Below are 20,867 nucleotides of genomic sequence, written 5' to 3'. Positions count from 1 at the left end.
CCTAGCCCGACAGGTTGAAGTTGCCGTTGGAGCCGTAGATGGCCAGGGACACCAACAGCGTCACCGACACCACCACGACCAGTGAGGTCCGCACCGCGTTGCCCACCGCCACACCGACTCCGGACGGTCCGCCGGTGGCGAAGAACCCGAAGTAGGTGTGGATGAACAGCACCGCCAGCGCCATCAGAATCGCCTGCAGGAACGACCACAACAGGTCGATCGGGTTGAGGAACGTGTTGAAGTAGTGCGAGTACAGCCCGCCCGACTGACCGAAGAGCACCGTGGTGGTGAATTCACTGGCCAGGAACGACAGCACGACCGCAATCGAGTACAGCGGGGTGATCGCGATCATGCCCGCCACGATCCGGGTGGACACCAGGTATTCGACCGGCCGGATCGCCATGGCCTCCAGCGCGTCGATCTCCTCGTTGATCCGCATCGCGCCCAGCTGCGCGGTCACACCGGCGCCGAAGGTGGCCGCCAGCCCGATCCCGGCGATCACCGGTGCCGCGATGCGCACGTTGATGAACGCGGACAGGAAGCCCGTCAACGCCTCGATACCGATATTGCCCAGACTCGAATATCCCTGCACGGCAAGGGTGCCGCCGGTGGCCAGGGTGAGGAACCCGACGATCACCAACGTGCCGCCGATCATCGCCAGCGCTCCGGCGCCCATCGAGATCTCCGCGATCAGCCGGATGACCTCACGCCGGTAGTGCATCGCGGCCAGCGGAATGCCCTTGACCGCCCGGGCATAGAACAGGGTGTGATCACCGAGTGAGGCCAGCGTGACGACCGGGCGCTTGAAGCTGCGCGCCAGCCGCGGGTAGGTCGACTTCAGTACTGCGACGTTGCCCATGTGATCAGCTGTCCGTCAGCTGGATGCCGATGGCGGTGACCACCACGTTGACCACGAACAGCGCCATGAATGCGTACACCACCGTCTCGTTCACTGCGTTACCGACGGCTTTCGCGCCGCCGCCACTGATCGTCAAACCTCGGTAGCAGGCGATCAATCCGGCGATCAGGCCGAACAGCCCGGCCTTCACACACGAAATGATGACCTCCGGCACACCGGTCAGCAGCGTGATCCCGGCCGCGAACGCGCCGGGGTTGACGTCCTGGACGAACACCGAGAAGAAGTAGCCGCCCAGGATGCCGATGATGACCACCAGGCTGTTGAGCAGGAATGCCACCAGCCCCGAGGCCAGCATGCGGGGCGTCACCAGCCGCTGCACCGGGTTGATGCCCAGCACCTCCATCGCGTCGATCTCCTCGCGGATGGTGCGCGACCCCAGGTCCGCGCACATCGCCGTCGCGCCCGCGCCGGCCACGATCAGCACGGTGACCATCGGGCCCACCTGGGTCACCGCGCCGAATGCCGCACCGGCCCCGGACAGGTCGGCGGCGCCGAGCTCGCGCAGCAGGATGTTCAGCGTGAACGACACCAGCACGGTGAACGGGATCGCCACCAACAGTGTCGGTCCCAGTGCCACCTTGGCCACGAACCAGGCCTGCTCCAGGAACTCGCGCCAGAAGAACGGTCGCTGAAACAGGTACTTGACCGCGTCCGCACTCATCGCGAACAGGCCACCCACGGCCTGCATCGGCCCTGAGGCGTTACGCGCTATCGCGATTCCGGGTGTCCAGCGGTCCGGACCCTTACCTACCATGCCCACCGGGTCCTTCCAAGATCGTGACTGCTGCAACTGCTGTCGGGCCGCCTACGTTGTGCGCCAACGCGACTCGGGCTCCATCCACCTGGTTGAAGGCCTCGCCGCGCAGCTGCTGAAACAGCTCAACGCACTGTGCCACACCGGTGGCACCCGGTGGATGCCCTTTGGACTTCAAACCTCCACTGGGATTCACCGGCAGCGCTCCCCCGACGCTGGTGACTTCCGCCTCGACGAGTTTGTACGCGTCGAAGCGGTCAGCAAAGCCAAGATCTTCATAGCTGATCAACTCGATTCCGGTGAAGAAATCGTGGACTTCGGCGACATCAATATCCTTTGGCGTCATATTTGCCATTCCGAAGGCCTGTTTGGCGGCCCGGACGGTTGCCGGGAAGGTGGTCAGGTCCTCTTTGTGTTGATGCATCACCGAATCCAGCCCCAGGCCGACACCTCGAATCCAGACCGGCCTGTCGGTGAAACGTTCCACCACGTCCTCGGCGGCGATCACCAGTGCGGCGGCACCGTCACTCTGCGGCGCGCAGTCGTAGACGTGGAAAGGGGTGACCACCACCGGTGCCGCCATGGCCTGCTCCAGGGTGATCTCAAACCGTAAGCGGGCCTTGGGGTTCGTGACCCCGTGACGGTGGTTCTTGACCGCGATCATGGCCAGGTGTTCGCGGGTCGCCGGTGACTCGTGCAGGTAGCGGCGCACGTGCAGGGCGAAACCCGCGGGCGCCACCAGGCCCAACGGGTAGTCCCAGGCCTTGTCGCGCGCCATTGCCTCCCACTCCCACAGCATGTCGGCCGAGGTGGTGTCGCGCAGCTTGTCGGCCCCCATCACCAGTGCCACGTCGAAAGCGCCGGAGGCAACCGCGAACAGCGCATTGCGCACGGCGTCGTTACCGGTGGCACAAGAGTTCTCGACACGTGTCACGGGAATGTCGGGCAGCCCCAGAGTGTCGGCGAGGATCCCCGCCGGGAACCCGTCGGCGGTACCCATCGAGCCGTACCACGCTGCCTGGAGGTCGAACTTGTCCAGGCCCTTGTCGATGCTGCGCACACAATCGGTGAACGCCAGTGGCAGCAGATCCTTGAGTCCGAGCGCGAAGTGCTCACCGAAGGTGGTCATTCCCGCGCCGACGATGGCGACGTTTCTCATGACCTCCCCTCGGTGCCGGCAGGGATAGTATCGAATGGTTTACGGTAAAGGTGGCGATATTCGCCATATCCGCACGCGACCGGACAGCATGCGCTCATGCGACTGCCTCGCAGGCTCTGCTGCCGCATGCCGGACCGATGATTCGCTCGCAAGCTTCGCTCATGCGACTGCCTCGTCGGGGGCGAAGGCGTACCCGTAGTCGGGCACCCCGGAGCGCATCGCGACCCGGCGCAGCGCCATCCGTCCGCGATCCCCGATGTCGACGGTGCCCGGTTCCACTCCGGTGACCTTGACCAGCGCCCGCACCCCCACGCCGTCGAGCTCGACGATGACCAGCGAGTAGGGCGTGCGCAGCCCGGGGACCGGGACGTGGACGGTCACCTCGGTGTAGACGGTGCCGGTGCGCGGTAACGGCACCAGCGCATAGTCGGTGGCCAGCGTGCCGTCGCGGGCCACCCGGAAACGGGGCGGGAAGTCGAGCTCGTCGCTGCCCGCGAATGTGCCCGCCTCCCAACGCACCTTGGCCTCGAAGGCCCGTTCGTAGGCGGCCAGCGAGATCGGGATGTCCGCGCCCTTTGCATAGGTGTAGGTCGGCGCGGGCCGTGCGGTCAGCTCACGGCGATGGGTCACCGCGCGTCCGCCGCTGACCGTGATCCCGGACAGGATGGCCTGCTCGACAGCGACCAGCGGTCCGGTCTTGCCCATGTCGGCCATACCGGCGAGGGCGAAGATACTGGCGCTGGCGCCCATGGTCGGCAGTACCGGAGGGTCGGGCAGGCACAGATCGGCGGCGCGGGGATGATCCACCCCCGCCACCGCCGCCGGGGTGTCCAGCCAGGCGGCTTCCAGTGAGGCGATCAGGCCACGCTCGTGCAGGAGTCTCGGGTCGCCATAGTCCTGGACGCCGCCTGCCTCGGTCCGGATGCGCACGGGCAGGCTGCGCGCCACCCGCGCGGCGGTCCGCACCTGCAGACCGTGCTCGGCGGTCACCAGGGCGGCGGCACCGGCAGGGTCCAGGTCGACCCCGATGATCAGCGTGCGCGGGCGGGCCGAACTCACGGCGTCGGCGGTCGCGGGTGCGCCGCCCAACCGCTCGTCGACCTCGAGTTCGGGGTCCAGACCCAACCCGGCCAGCAGGACCGCGGCATTGCTGCTCTCCACCAAGGGCAGGCTGCGGCTGACGAGCACCACCCGCTCGACGGCGCCGCCGGACTCCAGGGCGGCGCGTCCTGCCTCGACGGCGAGGGTGATCGCGTCCTCGTCATCGCCGGGTACCCGGTGCGTGGGGGTACCCCAGCACGGCAGGTAGGTACCGATCGACGAAACGTAGGGCATGGGCTGTGTGGGTACCTCTCGGGACGAACTTAAGTAACGGCGCCTGCGGTTTTGAGCTCGATGATGCGGTCCCAGTCCAGGCCGAGTTCCAGCAGGATCTCGTCGGTCTGTTCGGCGAACCCCGGGGCTCCCCCGGTGCTCGGCGCTGTCACGTCGAACTGCACCGGGTTGGCCACCAATTCGAGCTCTCCGGCCTTCACGATGTACTCGTTGGATCGGATCTGGTCATCGGCGGCGGCCTGCAGGGTGTCCTGCACCGGAGCCCATGGACCGGCGAGGGTGGCGAAACGCTTGCTCCATTCGGGCAGCGTGCGCTTGCGCATCGCCTCGGTGAGGATCTCGTTGGCCGCGGCGGTGTTCGCACCGATCGATTCCGCGGTGGCGAAGCGGGGATCGTCGATCAACTCGTCGAGGTCCATGTGCCGGCACACGTCCGCCCAGAACTTCGTCGGCTGCATCATCACGAAGGAGATGTAGCGGTCGTCGGCGGTCGGGTACAGCCCGACGAGCGGGTTGAGCGGCGAACCCTGCGTTCCGGGCGGGAAGGCTTCCATCCGCTGATCGAGGTGGTTCGTCAGCGCCACGGTGTGGCCCAGGGCCCACAGGCCGCTGCCGAGCAGGGAGACATCCACCACTGACGGTTCACCGGTGCGCTCCCGCTTGAGCAGCGCGGCGGCGATACCGCCGGCCAGGTTCGTCCCGGAGATGGTGTCGCCGTAGGCGGGTCCCGGGGGGCCCACCATGCCCGGCGTGCCGGGCGGCGTGATGGTCGCGGCGGTGCCGGCGCGGCACCAGAATGCCGTCATGTCGTAGCCACCCTTGACCGACTCCTCGCCACGCGGCCCGAGTGCGCTGCCCCTGGCGTAGATGACGTTCGGGTTCACCTTGCGGATGTCCTCGACGTCGATACCGAACTTCTCCCGGTGTCCGGGCAGGAAGCTGGTGAGGAAAACGTCTGCGCGGCTGGCAAGTTCGAGCAGGACCTCTTTGCCTTCGGGCACCGACATGTCCAGACCGATGCTGCGCTTGCCGCGGTTGGCGTGCTCGATGTTCGGGTTCGGATCGCCCTCGACCCGCAGCAGCCCGGTCTGGCGCAGCCCGCGCTGCGGATCGCCGGTCACCGCGTGTTCGACCTTGACGACGTCGGCACCCCATTCGGCGAGCACGGCGCCCGCCGACGGGACGAACCCGTACATCGCGACTTCGAGGACCCGGATTCCGTCCAGTGGCTTACTCATTCAGCAGCCACCGGCACCGCGAAGGTCTTGCCCTCCAGGAACTCTTCGAGTCCGGCCACACCCATCTCGCGTCCGATACCGGATTGCTTGAACCCGCCGAACGGACTGTCCGGGCTGAAGTAGTTGCCGCCGTTGATCGAGAAGGTGCCGGTACGGATACGTCGCGCCACCGCCAGCGCACGCTCCTCGCTGCCGAAGACCGCGCCGGAGAGCCCGTAGATGGAGTTGTTGGCGATCCGCACCGCGTCGTCGTCATCGTCGTAGGCGATGATCGCGAGGACCGGGCCGAACACCTCCTCCTGGGCGATCTCGCTGTCGGGATCGACGTCGGTGAGCAGGGTGGGCGTATAGAAGTAGCCCGGCCCCTTCTTCTCGCCGCCGGTCACCAGGGTGGCCCCGGCCGCGACGGCGCGCTGCACCATGGCGTCGACCTTGTCGCGCTGTTTCTCGCTGATGAGCGGACCCATGTAGGTGGAGGGATCGGTCGGATCCCCGTAGCGCACATGGCCGAAGTTGGTCTTCACCAGTTCGACGATCTCGTCGTGGTGCTTGCGCGGCACAAGCAGTCGTGAGGTCAGCGCGCAACCCTGGCCGGCGTGGGTGACCATGCTGAACGCGGAGAACAGTGCGGCGGTGCCGAAGTCGGCATCGTCGAGAACGATTGCGGCGGACTTGCCGCCGAGTTCGAGGAAGACCTTCTTGAGGGTCGCGCTCGCCGCGGCCATGATCGCCCGGCCCGTCGGCGTGGAGCCGGTGAAGGTCACCATGTCCACGTCCGGATCGGTGGTCAGCACGGCGCCGACCTGTGGGTCGGCCCCGCTGATGACGTTCACGACGCCGGCCGGGATATCGGTGTGATTGGCGATGAGCTCGCCGAGGGCCAGGGTGATCAGCGGGGTGTCCGGCGCGGCCTTGAGGACCACGGTGCATCCGGCGGCCAGCGCGGGCGCCAACTTGGCCAGCGCCAACTGGTTCGGATAGTTGTAGGCGATGATCGCGGCGACAACGCCGCCGGCTTCCTTCTCGATCCAGCGATGGTGCTGCTGTCCACGGCTCTCGACGTGGCCGAGGTCCTCGGTGAGCGGGTAGTCGCGCAACAGGTTCGTGTAGTACTCGACGATCGCGATCGGCTGATCCAGCTGGGCGCCCAGGTTCAGTGCGGCGGTGGCGCCCACCTCCGCGGTGGTCAGGGCGGCGAGCTCGTCGCGGTTGGCCAGCAGAGCGGCGTGGAACTGCTCCAGGCAACGCACCCGAAGCGCCACATCGGTGGCCCAACCCGAGCTGTCGAAGGCACGACGGGCCGCGGCGACGGCGGCCTCGGCATCGGCGACCGACGCATCCGGCGCGTACCCGAGCACCTCGCCGGTGGCGGGGTTGACGGTGGCGAAGGTGCGGGCGGCGTCGACGAGCTCTCCGCCGATCAGCATCCGCCGGTCAGCCTTCGTGGTGGCTGTTTCACTGACCGAATCACTGCCGTTCCGGGCGGTGATCGTGGGGGTCTCCGACATCAGGCTCCTCACTGTGATGGAAATTTCATTCTCATCAGGGGCGAATCTTACATCCGCTTCATGAGAACGCAAGAAAGCGTAGATGCGCTAGTCGTATGCCACGAGCTGCCATCCGGGCCAAACTTTTGTTCCCTAATTGCCTGCGCATTATCTTGCGGTACCACCCGACCCGAGAGTACGGTTCTCATAATCGGAAGGGCGATTCTTGAGATCGCCGCCACACTGAGGAGGCCTCACAGGTGAAGAACGCTGTCGTGACAGGCGGCGGGTCGGGCATCGGACGTGCGATCGCCGACCGTCTGCGCGCGGACGGTTACAACGTCGCCACCCTCGACCTCAACCCCTCGGATACACAGAACGCGTTCATCGCGAATGTGACCGACCGCGCCGCCGTGGATGAGGCGCTCAACGGCATCCGCAGCCAGCTGGGGCCGGTCTCCATCCTGGTCAACGCGGCCGGCCTGGACAGCTTCCGCCGTTTCACCGACACCACGTTCGAGCAGTGGCAGCGTGTGATCGACGTGAACCTCAACGGGACGTTCCACTGCATCCAGGCCGTGCTGCCCGAGATGATCGAAGCCGGCTGGGGCCGCATCGTGAACATCTCGTCGTCCAGCACCCACTCCGGCCAGCCCTTCATGGCGCCCTATGTCGCGGCCAAGTCCGCGGTCAACGGTCTGACGAAGTCGCTGGCGCTGGAGTACGGGCCCATGGGCATCACCGTCAACGCCGTCCCGCCCGGCTTCATCGACACCCCCATGCTGCGCAAGGCCGAGGACCGCGGGTTCCTCGGCGACACCGAGAAGCAGATCGAGCAGACCCCAGTACGCCGGATGGGCAAGCCCGAGGACATCGCAGCGGCTTGCGCCTTCTTCATCTCCGAAGAGGCGAGCTACATCACCGGACAGATCCTGGGCGTCAACGGCGGCCGGAACACCTAGAAGCGAGAAGGGCTAATCATGGGGAACACTGCAGGCCGGGTAGCCGGAAAAGTCGCATTCATCACCGGCGCTGCACGCGGTCAGGGCCGCAGCCACGCGATTCGGCTCGCCGAAGAGGGCGCCGACATCATCGCCGTCGACATCTGTAAGGACTACGACACCGTCGGCTACCCGATGGCCACGGCAGAAGACCTGGAAGAAACCAAGAACTTCGTCGAGAAGACCGGCCGCCGCATCGTCACGGCGCAGGCCGATGTCCGCAATGAGGCCGAGTTGCGCAGCGCGCTGGATGCCGGGCTCGCCGAACTGGGCAAGGTAGACATCGTCGTCGCGCAGGCCGGCGTGGCCGCCATGAAGGGCCAGCCACCGATGCAGGCCTGGACCGACGGCATCAACACCAACTTCGTCGGCACCATCAACGCCATCCAGGTCGCGCTGCCCCACCTGCAGGAGGGCGCCTCGATCGTCGCGACCGCCTCGGCCGCCGCCCTGATGGACGCCCACAACAAGCCCAACCCCGGTGGCGACCCGGGCGGCATGGGCTACATGGTCAGCAAGCGTCTCATCTCCGAGTACGTGCACTACCTGGCCACCGAGCTGGCTGTCCGCGGCATCCGGGCCAATGTCATCCATCCGACCAACTGCAACACCGACATGTTGCAGAGCGAACCGATGTACCGCTCGTTCCGCCCGGACCTGGAGAACCCGACCCGCGCCGACGCCGAGCCGGTCTTCAGCGTGCAGCAGGCCATGAAGGTCAACTACATCGAGCCCGAGGACATCAGCAACGCGGTGTTGTGGCTGGCGTCCGACGAGTCCCGCTTCGTCACCGGCATGCAGCTGCGCGTCGATGCCGGCGGCTACCTCAAGTGGTACGACTACCACGTCTGATGACGCATCCAATCACTCGGAAGGAGTTGGCGCAGTGAAGGTTTCGGTCGACGGAAGCCGCTGCCAGGGACATACCCTGTGCGCGATGATCGCCCCCGACTCGTTCGAACTCGATGATGTCGACGGTCACGCCTCACCCACGTCGGAAGTGGTGCCCGCCGATCAGGAGGACGCGGTCAACGAAGCCGTGCACTCCTGCCCGGAGCAGGCGATCGTCGTCGAATGACGACCGCACCCAAGCGCCATCCACACCAATAATCAAGGGAGACACCGCCGTGAGTATCGACGACGTCACCACCGATGACGCGCGTAAGCGGAACAAGTACCACTTCGACCGGCACACGCCCGAATACCGGTTGCAGTTCGAGAAGATCACCGAGGAGATGCAGTCCCGGTGCCCGATGGCGTGGACGGACGTCTACGACGGGCACTGGGTCGCCGCGGACAGCAAGCACGTCTTCGAACTGGCGCGCTGCCCGGTGGTATCCAACGACCACGACCTCACCGGCGAGGGCACCGGCTACGAGGGCATCAGCATCCCCGTCGCCAGCCGAGCCAAGACGGTGCGCGGCGGCATCCTGGAGATGGACGAACCCGACCACAGCACCTACCGCGGTGCACTGAATCCCTACCTGTCGCCGGCAGCCATCAAGCGCTGGGTGCCGTTCGTCGACGAGATCACCCGCGCGGCACTCGATGAGCACATCGAGACCGGCGAGATCGACTTCGTCGACCACCTCGCCAACGTGGTGCCCGCGGTGCTGACGCTGGCCATGATGGGTCTGGACCTGAAGAAGTGGCACGTCTACAGCGAGCCGACGCACGCCTCGGTCTACACCCCCGAGCACTCACCGGACCGCGAGAAGATCAACGAACAGCACCGTGAGATGGGTATCGACCTGCTCACCAACATGTTCGCGTTCAAGGAGAACCCGAAGCCGGGCCTGATCAACGCCCTGCTGCAACTGCGCATCGACGGTGAACCCGCGCCCGACATGGAGATCCTGGGCAACCTGGGCCTGATCATCGGCGGTGGCTTCGACACCACCACCGCGCTGACCGCGCACGCGCTGGAATGGCTTGGCGAGAATCCCGACCAGCGCAGCCTGCTGAGCCGGGAACGGGAGACCTTGCTGAACCCGGCCACCGAGGAGTTCCTGCGCTTCTTCACCCCGGCCCCCGGCGATGGACGCACCTTCGCCGAAGACGTCGAGGTCGAGGGCACCCAGTTCAAAGAGGGTGAGCGGCTGTGGATCTCGTGGGCGATGGCCAACCGCGACCCATCCGTCTTCGAAGACCCCAACAAGATCGTCCTGGATCGCAAGGGCAACCGACACTTCAGCTTCGGTATCGGCGTGCACCGCTGTGTGGGTTCCAATGTGGCCCGCACGGTGTTCAAGTCGATGCTCACCGCGGTGCTCGACCGGATGCCGGACTACACGTGCGATCCCGAGGGCACGGTGCACTACGACAGCATCGGTGTCATCCAGGGCATGCGGAACCTGCCCGCCACCTTCACCCCCGGCAAGCGGCTGGGACCCGGCCTGGACGAGACGCTGGACAACCTGCAGCGCATCTGCGACGAGCAGGAGCTGGCCCGGCCGATCACCGAACGCAAGGAAACCGCGGTCATCGACTGGAAGTGATGCTGCACACGAATCCGGCGCGGGTGCGTCCTCCGGGGGACGGCAAACCCGCGCCGACTTCGTGTCCCGGTCATCTGCAGCCGGGAACTCAGCCGTTTGACCAGCGTTGGTGCTGGGTAATGGACTTGCGTGGATCACTGTCGCTCCTGTTAGCCTTTTAATCACAAGATCTGTAACAAATTAGATGCCCTCCACGACAAGGAGGATGTCGCCCGAATCAGTCGGGTGGGGAAAGGTATAAACCACATGCTCAAGGTGTCGCGCACGAAGCTTGCCGTGATGATTGGCGGTTTGGCTCTGTCGGTGCCGATGTCGGTCGGGATCGCCTCAGCCCAGCCCGACCTCGGTCCGGTCATCAACACGACCTGCAATTACGACCAGGTGATGGGTGCCATGAACGCGGAGCGCCCCGATCTGGCCGCTCAGTTCAACGCGCAGCCGATGGCGTTGGGAATGCTGCGGACCTTCCTCTCCTCCGGTCCGGTGGAGCGGCAGAACACGGTCAACCAGATCGCCGCCTACCCGGGCGCCGCGAGCTACCTGGGCGCTGTTCAGCAGCTGGCCGCGTCCTGCAACAACTACTGAGTTGTAGTAAGCCGAAAAAAGTCCCGCTCTCCGGTATCGGAGAGCGGGACTTTTTCGTGTGTGCTGTGCGCTAGCCGCGGGGCAGGCCCAGCACCTGCTGGGCGATGATGTTGCGCTGGATCTCCGAGGTTCCCCCGGCAATGGTCCCGGAGAAGCTCCGCGCATACCGCTCGAACCAGCTCGCGTAGTAATGGTCCAGGTTCATGTGGGCGTACGGCCCGCTGAACGACGGGTGGATGAGCCCGTCCGGGCCGGCCGCCACCAGGGCGTTGTTCGCCGCCCGCAGTTCGGCCTCGGCGCCGAGCAGCTTGGGCACCGACACCGCGGCCACGTCGACCTCACCGCGAGCCGCCTTGGCCAGCCCGACCGAACCGAGCAACCGCAGCGCCTGGTAATCCATGATGGTGGACGCCAGCTGATCGCGCTCCAGCGGTGTGGACGGCTTGAAATCGCCGATCGAGTTGGCGATCCGGTCCGCGAAACCCAGCCACATCATGGTCCGCTCATGGCCCAGTGAGCCGTTGGCCACCTTCCAGCCGCCGTTGAGCGGGCCGACGAGGTTCTCGGCAGGCACCCGCACATCGGCGAAGAAGACCTCGTTGAAGTCCTTGTTCTCCTCGCCGGTGAGGTCGGCGAACGGACGGCACACCACCCCTTCCGTATCGGTCGGGATGATCAGCACGCTGATGCCCTTGTGCTTGGGCGCGTCCGGATCGGTGCGCACAAAGGTCAGCAACCAGTCGGCGTCGTGCGCACCCGAGGTCCAGACCTTCTGTCCGTTGACCACGAACTCGTCGCCGTCACGAACGGCCTTGGTGCGCAACGACGCGAGGTCCGAGCCCGCGCTGGGCTCGCTCATGCCCAGCGACGCGGTTCTCTCACCCTTGAGTACGGGCACCGCCCACTGCTGCTTCTGATCGTCGGTGCCGAAGGTCAACAGCGAGGCCGCGATGATGTTGACGCCCTGGGGATTGAAGCTGTGATAGATCCGTCGCCGGCACAGCTCCTCCAGGTGCACGAAGCTCTGCAGCACCGATGCGTTGCGGCCGCCGAATTCGGGGGGCTGCGCCGGCAGCAGCCAGCCGTTGTCGAACAACAGTCGCTGCCAGTCGCGTGCCCACTGCGGCATGTGTGACACCGACCGCGGACGCTCCAGAGTATCTGCCGCAGAAGGCATGTGCTCATCGAGGAAGGCCGAGAACTCGGCGCGGAACTCTTCGACGTCGGGATCAAATTCGAGTTGCATCAAACTCCTCGGCGATGAGGGCGCGGTGTTCAGCGGCACCGCCGAGCAGCAGCTCGCCGGCCTTGGCCCGCTTCAGCGCGAACTGAAGGTCGTTCTCCCAGGTGAAGCCCATGGCTCCGAAGGTCTGCAGGCCGTGCTGGAACACCAGTGTCTGGCACTCCCCCGCGCTGGCCTTGGCCATGGCGGCGGCGATACGGCGCCGTGGGTCATCGGCCGCGATGGTGAGCGCGGCGAAATAGGACAACGCCCGGGCGCGCTCGATCGCCACATACATGTCGGTGGCCTTGTGCTGGATGGCCTGAAACGATCCGATCGGCACGCCGAACTGATGGCGGCTCTTGGCATGTTCGAGCGCGAGATCCAGAATGCGTTGGCACGCACCGACCGTGTGGATGGCGATACCCATCAATGCAATGTGCCGAGACCGCTCGACCAGAGCCAGCGCGGCAGCCGGGTCGAGGTCGAGGCGGGCGGACTCCTCCACCCGCAACCGGTCGAAGGTCACCTCGGCGACGTGCAGCACCGGATCGAACACATCGCGTCGCCGCGTGCGGACGTCCTGCGAATCGATCACGAATACCCCGGCGGGGGTCACCACTGCGAGTTGTTCGGCACGGTCGCCATCGAGCACGAACTTTGACGTGCCGTCCAGTTCCCAGCCCTGTCGGCTCCAGTTGGCGCTGACACCTTCGTATATCGCGGCCCCGGCTTTCCCGGCGTCGTACCGCGCGCCGGCCAGCGGCGCGAACTGCGACAGCGTGGCCAGGAAGGGCGTCGGGTCGGTGGCCCGGCCCAGTTCCTCGAGCACGATGGCGAGTTCGACCGCGTTCTCCGGGTCGGTCAGTTCGGTCCAGCCGGCTTCCAGATACGACTTCCACAGTGGCGTCGGATCATCACCCTTTTCCGCGATTCCCCGGACGAGCGACGCCGGGCACTGTTTGCCCACCGCGTCGCGCACCGTTTCCTGCCATAGCCGCTGATCAGAGTCGAACTCCAGAAGCATCTGGCACCTCCCGCCTGCACTAGTTCCGTCCTTGGGAGAATAGCATTCTCATCAAGGGGTTCGACATTCTCGTTTCGACGCTATCTAGTTTCGCTAACTGCCCGCTACGCGACTGACCAGCAGACACTCTCACCAGCGACGATGTAAGCGATCCGCTGGAGAACAATATTCTTGCTATTGAAGAACAAGGATCTACACTGGGGTTCGAGACGTCGCACTGGGCTGTGCCCACGGCCCGGCCGCAGAGCTGAAGGATGGACCACTGTGAAAGAACTGCAGGACGGTGCGGGCGGTGTCGACTCAGGTGGCGTGATGGTCCCTGTGATCGACACCAGCGTGCACATCTTCGTCGAGTCGAACAAGGACCTTCGCAAGAACTTCCTCAAGGAACCGTTCGCCAGCCGGGGGTTCCCCGACTACGAGATGGACTGGTACGGAGCGCCCGGCGGGGAGTACGCCACCCGCACCACGGGCCCTGACGGGCAGTACCCCGGATCGGATCCTGCGGTCACGGCCAAGCATCTGTTCACCGACCGCGGTGTGGACATCGCGATCCTGCATCCGATGACGCGCGGCATCATGCCCGACCGTCACCTCGGCTCCGCGCTCGCCGCGGCGCACAACGAGATGATGGTGACCCGCTGGCTGGCGCACGACGAATTCGGTGACCGCTTCCGCGGTACCATCCGGGTCAACCCCGACGACATCACCGGGGCGCTGCGCGAGATCGACAAATACAAGGACCACCCGCAGGTGGTGCAACTCGGTATTCCACTGCAGTCCCGCGAGCTCTACGGCAAGCCACAGTTCTGGCCACTGTGGGAAGCCGCCGTCGACGCCGGGCTGCCGGTCGCCGTGCACTTCGAGGTCGGCTCGGGTGTCGCACTGCCGCCCACGCCCAACGGAATCACCCGCACCTACGAGCAGTACGTCGGGTTCACGGCGCTGAACTTCCTCTACCACCTGATGAACATGATCGCCGAGGGCGTCTTCGAGCGGTTGCCCGAGCTGAAATTCGTCTGGGCCGACGGTGCCGCCGACCTGCTGACGCCATTCATGTGGCGGATGGACTGCTTCGGCCGGCCACATCTCGAGCAGACCCCGTGGGCACCCAAAATGCCCAGCGACTACCTCCCCAACCACGTCTTCTTCGTGCAGGGCGCGCTGGACGGACCCGGTGACGTCGACTTCGCCGGCGAGTGGGCCGGATTCACCGGTAAGGACGACATGGTGATGTACGGGTCCAGCTATCCGCACTGGCAGCTCAACGAGCTCTCGGTGCCGAGCAGCTACAGCGCCGAGCAACGGGACAAGTTGTGCTGGCGCAACGCGGCCGAACTGTACGGGATCCAAAGCCCGGTCATCGCGTCCGCCGCTGGGGCACAGTAGAGGGAACGAGGAGGCACACATCATGACCACCACAGCCAATCCGCGGGTACCTGCCACCGAGCGCATCGCCGTGCGGTGCGTCGACTCCGATGTCCATCCGGCCCCGCGCTCGGGCGAACTCGGCCAGTACCTCCCCGAGCCGTGGCGCAGCAAGTACTTCGGCACCCACAAGGTCGGCGACCAGATCTACTACGACGCCCCCGACTACGCGCATTCCTATGCCATGCGCCTGGACTCGTTCCCCCCTGACGGTCAATTCCCGTGCAGCGACCCCGAACTGGCGTTCAAGCAGCTGATCATGGAGGCCGGCGCGGATATCGCCATCCTGGAGCCCGCCGCCTACCCCGCGCGTATCCCCGAGGCGCAGCACGCCATGTCGATGGCGCTCAACGACTGGCAGGCCCATCACTGGCTGGACCCGCAGAACAACTGGCACGAGCGCTGGCGTGGATCGATCTGCCTGGCCATCGAGGAGCCCGAGAAGAGCGTCGAGGAGATTGAGCGCTGGGCCGATCACCCCTTCATGTCGCAGATCCTGATCAAGGCCGAGCCGCGTCCGTCATGGGGCAACCCCAAGTACGACGCCATCTGGGCCGCGGCCACCAAACACGATATCCCGGTCAGTTGCCACCTGTCGCGCAGCCACTACGACGAGCTGCCCATGCCGCCGGTCGGATTGCCCAGCTACAACCACGATTTCATGGTCACCTACTCGCTGCTGGCGGCCAATCAGGTGATGAGCCTGATCTTCGACGGGACCTTCGACCGCCATCCGACGCTCAAGATCGTCTTCGTCGAGCACGCGTTCACCTGGATCCTGCCGCTGATGTGGCGGATGGACGCGCTCTACGAGGCCCGGAAGTCGTGGGTGGACATCAAGCGCAAGCCCAGTGAGTACGTCAAGGACCACATCAAGTTCACCACTCAACCGTTGGACTACCCGGAGGACAAGACCGAGTTGACCCGCGCCTTCGAGTGGATGGAGTGCGAAAAAATCCTGTTGTTCAGCAGCGATTACCCGCACTGGACGTTCGACGACCCACGCTGGCTGGTCAAGCACCTGCCCGAGCATGCCCGCGAACCCATCATGTTCCGCAACGGGATGTCGACCTACCGGAACGTGCCGGAGACTGTGCCGGCACTTGAGGGCCAGGTCCGGGTCTTCTAAACCATGAACAGCGAAACGGAGGCTGGGCGTGAGCCCCGCCTGGCACAAGGACGCGAGCACATCGTCGCCACGGTCGACGAGATTCCGCACGGCGCACACAAACTCGTGCCCATCGGCCGCCACGGCGTGGGCGTCTACAACGTCAACGGCACCTTCTACGCCATTGCGAACTACTGCCCGCACGAGGGTGGCCCGCTGTGTTCGGGCCGGGCACGCGGTCTGAACATCGTCGACGAGAACGTGCCCGGCGACGCAGTCATGGTGCGCGACAAGGAATACATCTTCTGCCCGTGGCACCAGTGGGGCTTCGAACTGGCCACCGGCACCACCGCGGTGAAACCGGAGTGGAGCATCCGCACCTACCCGGTGCGGGTCGTCGGCAACGATGTGCTGGTGCAGGCATGACAGCGACAACCGAGACGGGGCCGAACCTCGAAAACGGTGAGCAGTCCATCGAGATCAACGGCGGCAACGTCGTCTACGAAATCCTGGGCGACACCGGCGAATTCATCGCCCTGACACCGGGCGGCCGGTTCAGCAAGGACATCCCCGGACTGCGGCCGCTGGCCGAGGCGTTGGTGGCCGGCGGCTACCGGGTGCTGCTGTGGGACCGGCCCAACTGCGGCAAGTCCGATGTGCAGTTCTACGGGCTGAGCGAATCACACATGCGGGCCGAGACCTTGTATCAGCTGATCACCGAACTGGGCGTCGGTCCCTGCATCATCCTCGGTGGGTCCGGCGGCGCCAGGGACTCCATGCTGACCACCATGCTGTATCCGGAGATCGTCCGGAAACTGGTGGTGTGGAACATCGTCGGCGGCGTGTACGGATCGTTCGTGCTCGGCGGGCACTACGTCACCCCCAGCATTCTCGCCGTGCGCGGTCTGGGCATCGAGGGACTGCTCAGTGTCCCCGAGTGGCGCGAGCGCATCGAGCAGAACCCGGCCAACCGCCGGCGTCTGCTGGACCTCGACCCCGATGCCTATCTCAAGGTGATGCTGCGCTGGCTGAACGCCTATGTGCCGAAGCCCGGCCAGACCATTCCCGGCGTACCCGACGAGTTGTTCGACAACATCACCGTTCCCACCCTGATCATCCGGGGCGGCGAGAACGACTGGGACCACCCCAAGCGGACGTCCCTGGAAGTCAGCTGTCTGATCAAGGGTTCCACGCTGATCGACCCGCCGTGGCCCGAGGACGCCTGGGAGCGCGCCGGGGAGAAGTTCGCGCAGAGCGGCGGCAAGACGTTCTGTCTGTTCGACACCTGGGTGCAGGCCGCGCCGCCGATTCTGGATTTCCTGGGCTCCCCGGACGCCTCGCGATGACCTCACTGCACCAGGATGCGCACCTCGCTGTTCAGCGATGCCTCCAGCGCGGTGTGAATACGACTCTCCGGCACCCGCGCCAGATCCGCTCGGCGCAGCGTCACCTCGACCACATCCCAGCCCTGTCCGCTGGGATGGCGGCGCACCTGTCCGCTGAGACCGAACCCGGCCAGCACACCGTGCGCGTCGTCATCGGTGCCCCGGCTGACGAAGGTCAGCACGCCGGGCGCCACCTCGGTGCCGAAAGCCTTGCCGCACAACGTGACCACCGTTGTCTGCAGCGCGTCGGCATCGGCGCCGGCCAGCAGCACCTCGACTTCGCGGCGATTGGTCGGCATGACCGAGAGATCGGCATCGACGACCTCCGCGCCGATCGGGCCACACAGTTGCCGGAGCGTCGCCATGCCCTCGGCTAGCTGTGCGGGCGTCAGCCGCCCCGACGGGTCCACATCGACGCGCACCACTGCGGTTCTCACGGCCGTCAGCCTAACGGTGGAAAGGACCAGCCGATCATGACAACCACCGCGACCGATCTCAGGGTCGACGTCTGGCCCGGCCTCACACCGCGGCTGCTGCGGCCCGGTTCCGGTCCCGAAGAACTCGCCGACTACGCGAACGCCGGTGGGTATCAACACATCGACGACTCCGACGTCCTGCTGGACGCGGTGGCGGCCGCCGGCCTGCTCGGCCGCGGTGGCGCGGCGTTCCCGCTGGCCGTGAAGCTGACCACCGTGCGGGCCGCCAGGCGCGCCGGTAAGCAGACCGTCGTGATCGCCAACGGCGAGGAGGGCGAGCCGGCCTCGGTGAAGGACCGCTGGCTGCTGCGCCACCGGCCGCATCTGGTGCTCGACGGACTGCGCCTGGCCGCGCTGATCGTCGGTGCCGAGCGCGGCTATGTGTACGTCTCCGACCCGCACGCGGCCACCGCGGTGGAGTCGGCACTCGCCGCCGCGGGCGCGCACCTGGGCACCCTGCAGGTGAGCGTGGTGACCGTCGACTCGTCGTATATCGCCGGCGAGGAGTCCGCGGCGGTGCGGGTGATCAACGGCGGACCGGCCAAACCGACCGACAAGCCACCGCGGGTGTTCGAGGAGGGTGTCGCCGGCCACCCGACGCTGGTGAGCAACGTCGAAACACTCGCGCACCTGCCGTTCATCCTGCGCCACGGCCCGGCCGAGTTCCGTCGGTACGGCACCGAGGCCTCCCCCGGCACCTTCCTGGCCACCATCACCGGCGCCGGACGCCCACCCGCGCTCTACGAGATCCCGCACGGCACCACGACATCGGATCTGCTCGCTCTGCACGGGGTCGATCCCGACACGGTCACCGGTGCGCTGATGGGCGGATATTTCGCCGGCCTGCTCAACCGGTCGATCGTGGACACCACCCTGGACCATGAATCGGTCCGAGCCCTGGGCAGCGGACTCGGATGCGGCGCCGTCGCGATACTCACCGAGGACTGCCCGGTCGCCGTGGCCGCCTCGGTGCTGGCCTACTTCGACCGGGAGAATGCCGGGCAGTGCGGGTCCTGCTTCAACGGGACCGCGGCGATGGCCGCAGTCACCGACGCCCTGCGCGACGGTGCCGCCACCGCGGAGGACGTGGCCCGGCTGCGCCGCTGGTCGGTGGTGCTGCGCGGACGCGGCGCCTGCGCGACGCTCGACGGTGCGGCCAACGTGGCGGCCAGCCTGCTGGATCAGTTCCCCGAACTCGTGGAAACCCACCTCGACGGCGGTTGCGCCGGCTGCAGCGGGTTTTCGGCCGTGCGTCCCTTCGAAGTTGAGGCGGTGTCATGAGAATCAAACTCGACAGGACCCTGTGCGACGGGTTCGGCATCTGCGCCAAACACGCACCGGACTACTTCTCCCTGGACGACTGGGGCTACGCCTGCCTGGTAGGCAACGGCGAAGTGCCCGAACAGGATCGCGACGCGGTCATGCGCGCACTCCTGGACTGCCCGGTGCACGCCATCATCGAGATCCCGGCGGTCAAACAGGACCAGGATCACGCCGCCGACCCCGCAGCCACAACAGCAAGGAGCTGACTTGTCCGCCATTCCCGGCCGGCCACTGCCCCAACTCACGGTGCAGAACGAGTTCTTCTGGACTTCGGGCGCCGACGGACAGTTACGAATCCAGGAGTGCCAGGCCTGCCAGGCGCTGATCCACCCGCCGGCACCGATCTGCCGGTACTGCCGCAGCCACGATCTGGGCGTGCGGGCGGTATCGGGGAAGGCCACGCTGTCCGGCTTCAGCGTCAACCACCGCTTCGGGTTTCCCGATCTGCCACCGCCGTATGTCATCGCCGAGGTCGCCATCCTGGAGGATCCCCGGGTCCGGCTGACCACCAACATCGTGGACTGCGACGCCGAGGACCTGGAGATCGGCCAGCCCGTCGAGGTGGCCTTCCAGCATGTCGACGATGTCTGGCTGCCGGTGTTCACGCCGGCCGCAGATCCCGACGCCCCGACCGCGCTGCCCGAGGACCTGATTCCCCCAAAGGATTTCGCCAAGCATGTCCGGCCGATGCTGACAAGCGAGAAGTTCGAGGACAAGGCGGCCATCACCGGCATCGGCGCTTCCCGACTGGGGCGGCGGCTGATGGCGGCGCCGCTGTCACTGACCATCGAGGCGTGCGAGGCAGCGGTCGCCGACGCCGGTCTGACCTTCGACGACATCGACGGCCTGTCCACCTATCCGGGCCTGGACATCGCGGGGATGGGCGAAGGCGGTGTCAGCGCGCTCGAGGGTGCGCTCGGTCTGCGGCCGACCTGGATCAACGGTGGCATGGACACGTTCGGGCCCGGCGGATCGGTCATCGCCGCGATGATGGCCGTCGCCACCGGGATGGCGCGTCACGTGCTGTGCTTCCGCACGTTGTGGGAGGCCACCTTCCAGCAGCTGATGAAGGAAGGCAAGATGTCCCCGCCGGGCGGCGCCCGCGCCAGCGGCTGGCAACAACCCTTTGGCGGTATCTCGGCGGCGCACACGCTGGCGCAGAACGCCTCCCGGCACTTTCACCGGTACGGCACCACCCGCGAGACGCTCGGCTGGATCGCGCTGAATCAGCGCGCCAACGCCGCGCTCAACCCGACGGCCATCTACCGCGACCCGATGACGATGGACGACTATCTGTCCGCGCGCATGATCACCACCCCGTTCGGGCTGTACGACTGCGATGTGCCCTGCGACGGTGCCGTTGCCGTCATCGTCTCTGCCGTCGACGTCGCGCGCGACCTGCCCCAGAAACCGATCCGGGTCGAGGCCGTCGGCACCCAGATCATCGAGCGCCTGGACTGGGATCAGACCACGCTGACCCATGAGCCGCAGGTACTCGGCCAGTCCGCTCACCTGTGGTCGCGAACATCGTTGCGGCCCAGCGATGTCGACGTCGCCGAACTGTACGACGGGTTCAGCTTCAACTGTTTGTCCTGGTTGGAGGCGCTCGGCTTCTGCGGCATCGGTGAGGCCAAGGACTTCCTGGACGGTGGCCATGCCATCGCTCGCGACGGCGTCATCCCGCTGAACACGCACGGCGGCCAGCTCTCCCACGGCCGTACGCACGGGATGGGCCTCATCCATGAGGCGGTCACCCAGCTGCGCGGTGACGCCGGAGACCGGCAGGTCGCCGGTGCGAAGGTGGCGGTGGCCAGTAGCGGCGGCCTGACCCCCAGTGGTGTGTTGCTGCTGCGGACCGATGACTAGTTGCGAAGGCGAGCGGGAGTGAGGATCGCAGCGAGGTACGAGCGAGGACCGGAGCG

Annotated in this window: 21 protein-coding genes; 12 read left to right on the top strand and 9 right to left on the bottom strand. The window is 66.2% G+C overall.

The genetic code is table 11. The annotated features are described in order from the left end of the window. Position 1 precedes the first annotated feature (1 nt). The 6 genes from ASE48_RS22785 to ASE48_RS22760 form a co-directional block, all read right to left on the bottom strand. Positions 2-859, bottom strand: a complete 858-nt coding sequence (locus ASE48_RS22785) for an MlaE family ABC transporter permease (RefSeq protein ID WP_057169446.1) — start codon at positions 857-859, stop codon at positions 2-4. A 4-nt stretch (positions 860-863) separates the two neighbouring features. Then, positions 864-1,673 (bottom strand): MlaE family ABC transporter permease, encoded by an 810-nt coding sequence (locus ASE48_RS22780; protein ID WP_057169980.1) that lies wholly within the window; start codon positions 1,671-1,673, stop codon positions 864-866. Then, entirely contained in the window at positions 1,663-2,832 is a 1,170-nt protein-coding gene (locus tag ASE48_RS22775; RefSeq protein ID WP_057169445.1) for a thiolase C-terminal domain-containing protein, read from the bottom strand. Before ASE48_RS22775 ends, ASE48_RS22780 begins: the two co-directional genes overlap by 11 nt. Before the next feature lie 159 nt (positions 2,833-2,991). Continuing rightward, on the bottom strand, positions 2,992-4,167 hold the full coding sequence (locus ASE48_RS22770) for a Zn-ribbon domain-containing OB-fold protein (RefSeq protein WP_057169444.1): 1,176 nt from the start codon (positions 4,165-4,167) through the stop codon (positions 2,992-2,994). Between the two features lie 29 nt (positions 4,168-4,196). Continuing rightward, positions 4,197-5,405, bottom strand: coding sequence for a CaiB/BaiF CoA transferase family protein (locus tag ASE48_RS22765; protein ID WP_057169443.1), 1,209 nt, complete (start codon positions 5,403-5,405; stop codon positions 4,197-4,199). Beyond that, positions 5,402-6,913: an aldehyde dehydrogenase family protein gene (locus ASE48_RS22760; protein WP_057169442.1), complete on the bottom strand. Its 1,512-nt coding sequence runs from the start codon at positions 6,911-6,913 to the stop codon at positions 5,402-5,404. The genes ASE48_RS22765 and ASE48_RS22760 overlap by 4 nt, the downstream gene beginning before the upstream one ends. A gap of 239 nt (positions 6,914-7,152) precedes the next feature. Here ASE48_RS22760 and ASE48_RS22755 point away from each other — a divergent pair, with 239 nt between their 5' ends. From ASE48_RS22755 to ASE48_RS22735, 5 genes are all read left to right on the top strand, one after another. Continuing rightward, a complete protein-coding gene (locus ASE48_RS22755; RefSeq protein ID WP_057169441.1) occupies positions 7,153-7,854 on the top strand; it encodes an SDR family NAD(P)-dependent oxidoreductase in 702 nt (233 codons plus the stop codon). Between the two features lie 18 nt (positions 7,855-7,872). Beyond that, positions 7,873-8,745: a mycofactocin-coupled SDR family oxidoreductase gene (locus tag ASE48_RS22750; RefSeq protein ID WP_057169440.1), complete on the top strand. Its 873-nt coding sequence runs from the start codon at positions 7,873-7,875 to the stop codon at positions 8,743-8,745. A gap of 34 nt (positions 8,746-8,779) precedes the next feature. Then, a complete protein-coding gene (locus tag ASE48_RS22745; RefSeq protein WP_057169439.1) occupies positions 8,780-8,971 on the top strand; it encodes a ferredoxin in 192 nt (63 codons plus the stop codon). A 49-nt stretch (positions 8,972-9,020) separates the two neighbouring features. Beyond that, complete coding sequence (locus ASE48_RS22740) at positions 9,021-10,391, top strand: cytochrome P450 (RefSeq protein ID WP_057169438.1); 1,371 nt, start codon at positions 9,021-9,023, stop codon at positions 10,389-10,391. A 246-nt stretch (positions 10,392-10,637) separates the two neighbouring features. Then, on the top strand, positions 10,638-10,976 hold the full coding sequence (locus tag ASE48_RS22735) for a hemophore-related protein (protein ID WP_057169437.1): 339 nt from the start codon (positions 10,638-10,640) through the stop codon (positions 10,974-10,976). Positions 10,977-11,046: 70 nt separating this feature from the next. Here the strand turns inward: ASE48_RS22735 and ASE48_RS22730 are convergent, their stop codons facing one another. Both ASE48_RS22730 and ASE48_RS22725 read right to left on the bottom strand, forming a co-directional pair. Then, on the bottom strand, positions 11,047-12,222 hold the full coding sequence (locus ASE48_RS22730) for an acyl-CoA dehydrogenase family protein (protein ID WP_057169436.1): 1,176 nt from the start codon (positions 12,220-12,222) through the stop codon (positions 11,047-11,049). Next, on the bottom strand, positions 12,206-13,225 hold the full coding sequence (locus ASE48_RS22725; protein WP_057169435.1) for an acyl-CoA dehydrogenase family protein: 1,020 nt from the start codon (positions 13,223-13,225) through the stop codon (positions 12,206-12,208). Before ASE48_RS22725 ends, ASE48_RS22730 begins: the two co-directional genes overlap by 17 nt. Before the next feature lie 312 nt (positions 13,226-13,537). Between ASE48_RS22725 and ASE48_RS22720 the strand changes: the two genes are divergently transcribed. From ASE48_RS22720 to ASE48_RS22705, 4 genes are read left to right on the top strand one after another with little or no spacing between them, the layout of a single operon-like run. After that, the gene (locus ASE48_RS22720) at positions 13,538-14,614 is read left to right on the top strand and encodes an amidohydrolase family protein (protein WP_057169979.1); all 1,077 of its coding nucleotides are present in this window, start codon (positions 13,538-13,540) and stop codon (positions 14,612-14,614) included. Positions 14,615-14,636: 22 nt separating this feature from the next. Continuing rightward, a complete protein-coding gene (locus ASE48_RS22715; protein WP_057169434.1) occupies positions 14,637-15,782 on the top strand; it encodes an amidohydrolase family protein in 1,146 nt (381 codons plus the stop codon). 3 nt (positions 15,783-15,785) lie between these two features. Next, complete coding sequence (locus ASE48_RS22710) at positions 15,786-16,187, top strand: Rieske (2Fe-2S) protein (protein WP_057169433.1); 402 nt, start codon at positions 15,786-15,788, stop codon at positions 16,185-16,187. Beyond that, entirely contained in the window at positions 16,184-17,107 is a 924-nt protein-coding gene (locus ASE48_RS22705; protein WP_057169432.1) for an alpha/beta fold hydrolase, read from the top strand. The genes ASE48_RS22710 and ASE48_RS22705 overlap by 4 nt, the downstream gene beginning before the upstream one ends. A 2-nt stretch (positions 17,108-17,109) precedes the next feature. On the opposite strand, the gene ASE48_RS22700 is transcribed toward ASE48_RS22705, so the two are convergent. After that, complete coding sequence (locus ASE48_RS22700) at positions 17,110-17,583, bottom strand: hypothetical protein (RefSeq protein WP_082614371.1); 474 nt, start codon at positions 17,581-17,583, stop codon at positions 17,110-17,112. A gap of 36 nt (positions 17,584-17,619) precedes the next feature. Here ASE48_RS22700 and ASE48_RS22695 point away from each other — a divergent pair, with 36 nt between their 5' ends. From ASE48_RS22695 to ASE48_RS22685, 3 genes are read left to right on the top strand one after another with little or no spacing between them, the layout of a single operon-like run. Next, positions 17,620-18,903, top strand: a complete 1,284-nt coding sequence (locus tag ASE48_RS22695) for an NADH-ubiquinone oxidoreductase-F iron-sulfur binding region domain-containing protein (RefSeq protein WP_057169430.1) — start codon at positions 17,620-17,622, stop codon at positions 18,901-18,903. After that, positions 18,900-19,151, top strand: coding sequence for a ferredoxin (locus ASE48_RS22690; protein WP_057169429.1), 252 nt, complete (start codon positions 18,900-18,902; stop codon positions 19,149-19,151). The genes ASE48_RS22695 and ASE48_RS22690 overlap by 4 nt, the downstream gene beginning before the upstream one ends. A gap of 1 nt (position 19,152) precedes the next feature. Then, entirely contained in the window at positions 19,153-20,811 is a 1,659-nt protein-coding gene (locus ASE48_RS22685; protein ID WP_057169428.1) for a thiolase C-terminal domain-containing protein, read from the top strand. Positions 20,812-20,867: the final 56 nt, after the last annotated feature.

Source organism: Mycobacterium sp. Root265 (assembly GCF_001428895.1).
Classification (GTDB): Bacteria; Actinomycetota; Actinomycetes; order Mycobacteriales; family Mycobacteriaceae; genus Mycobacterium.
Note: the sequence above shows the minus strand (reverse complement) of the source record. Positions and strands in the feature narration are given on the sequence as shown.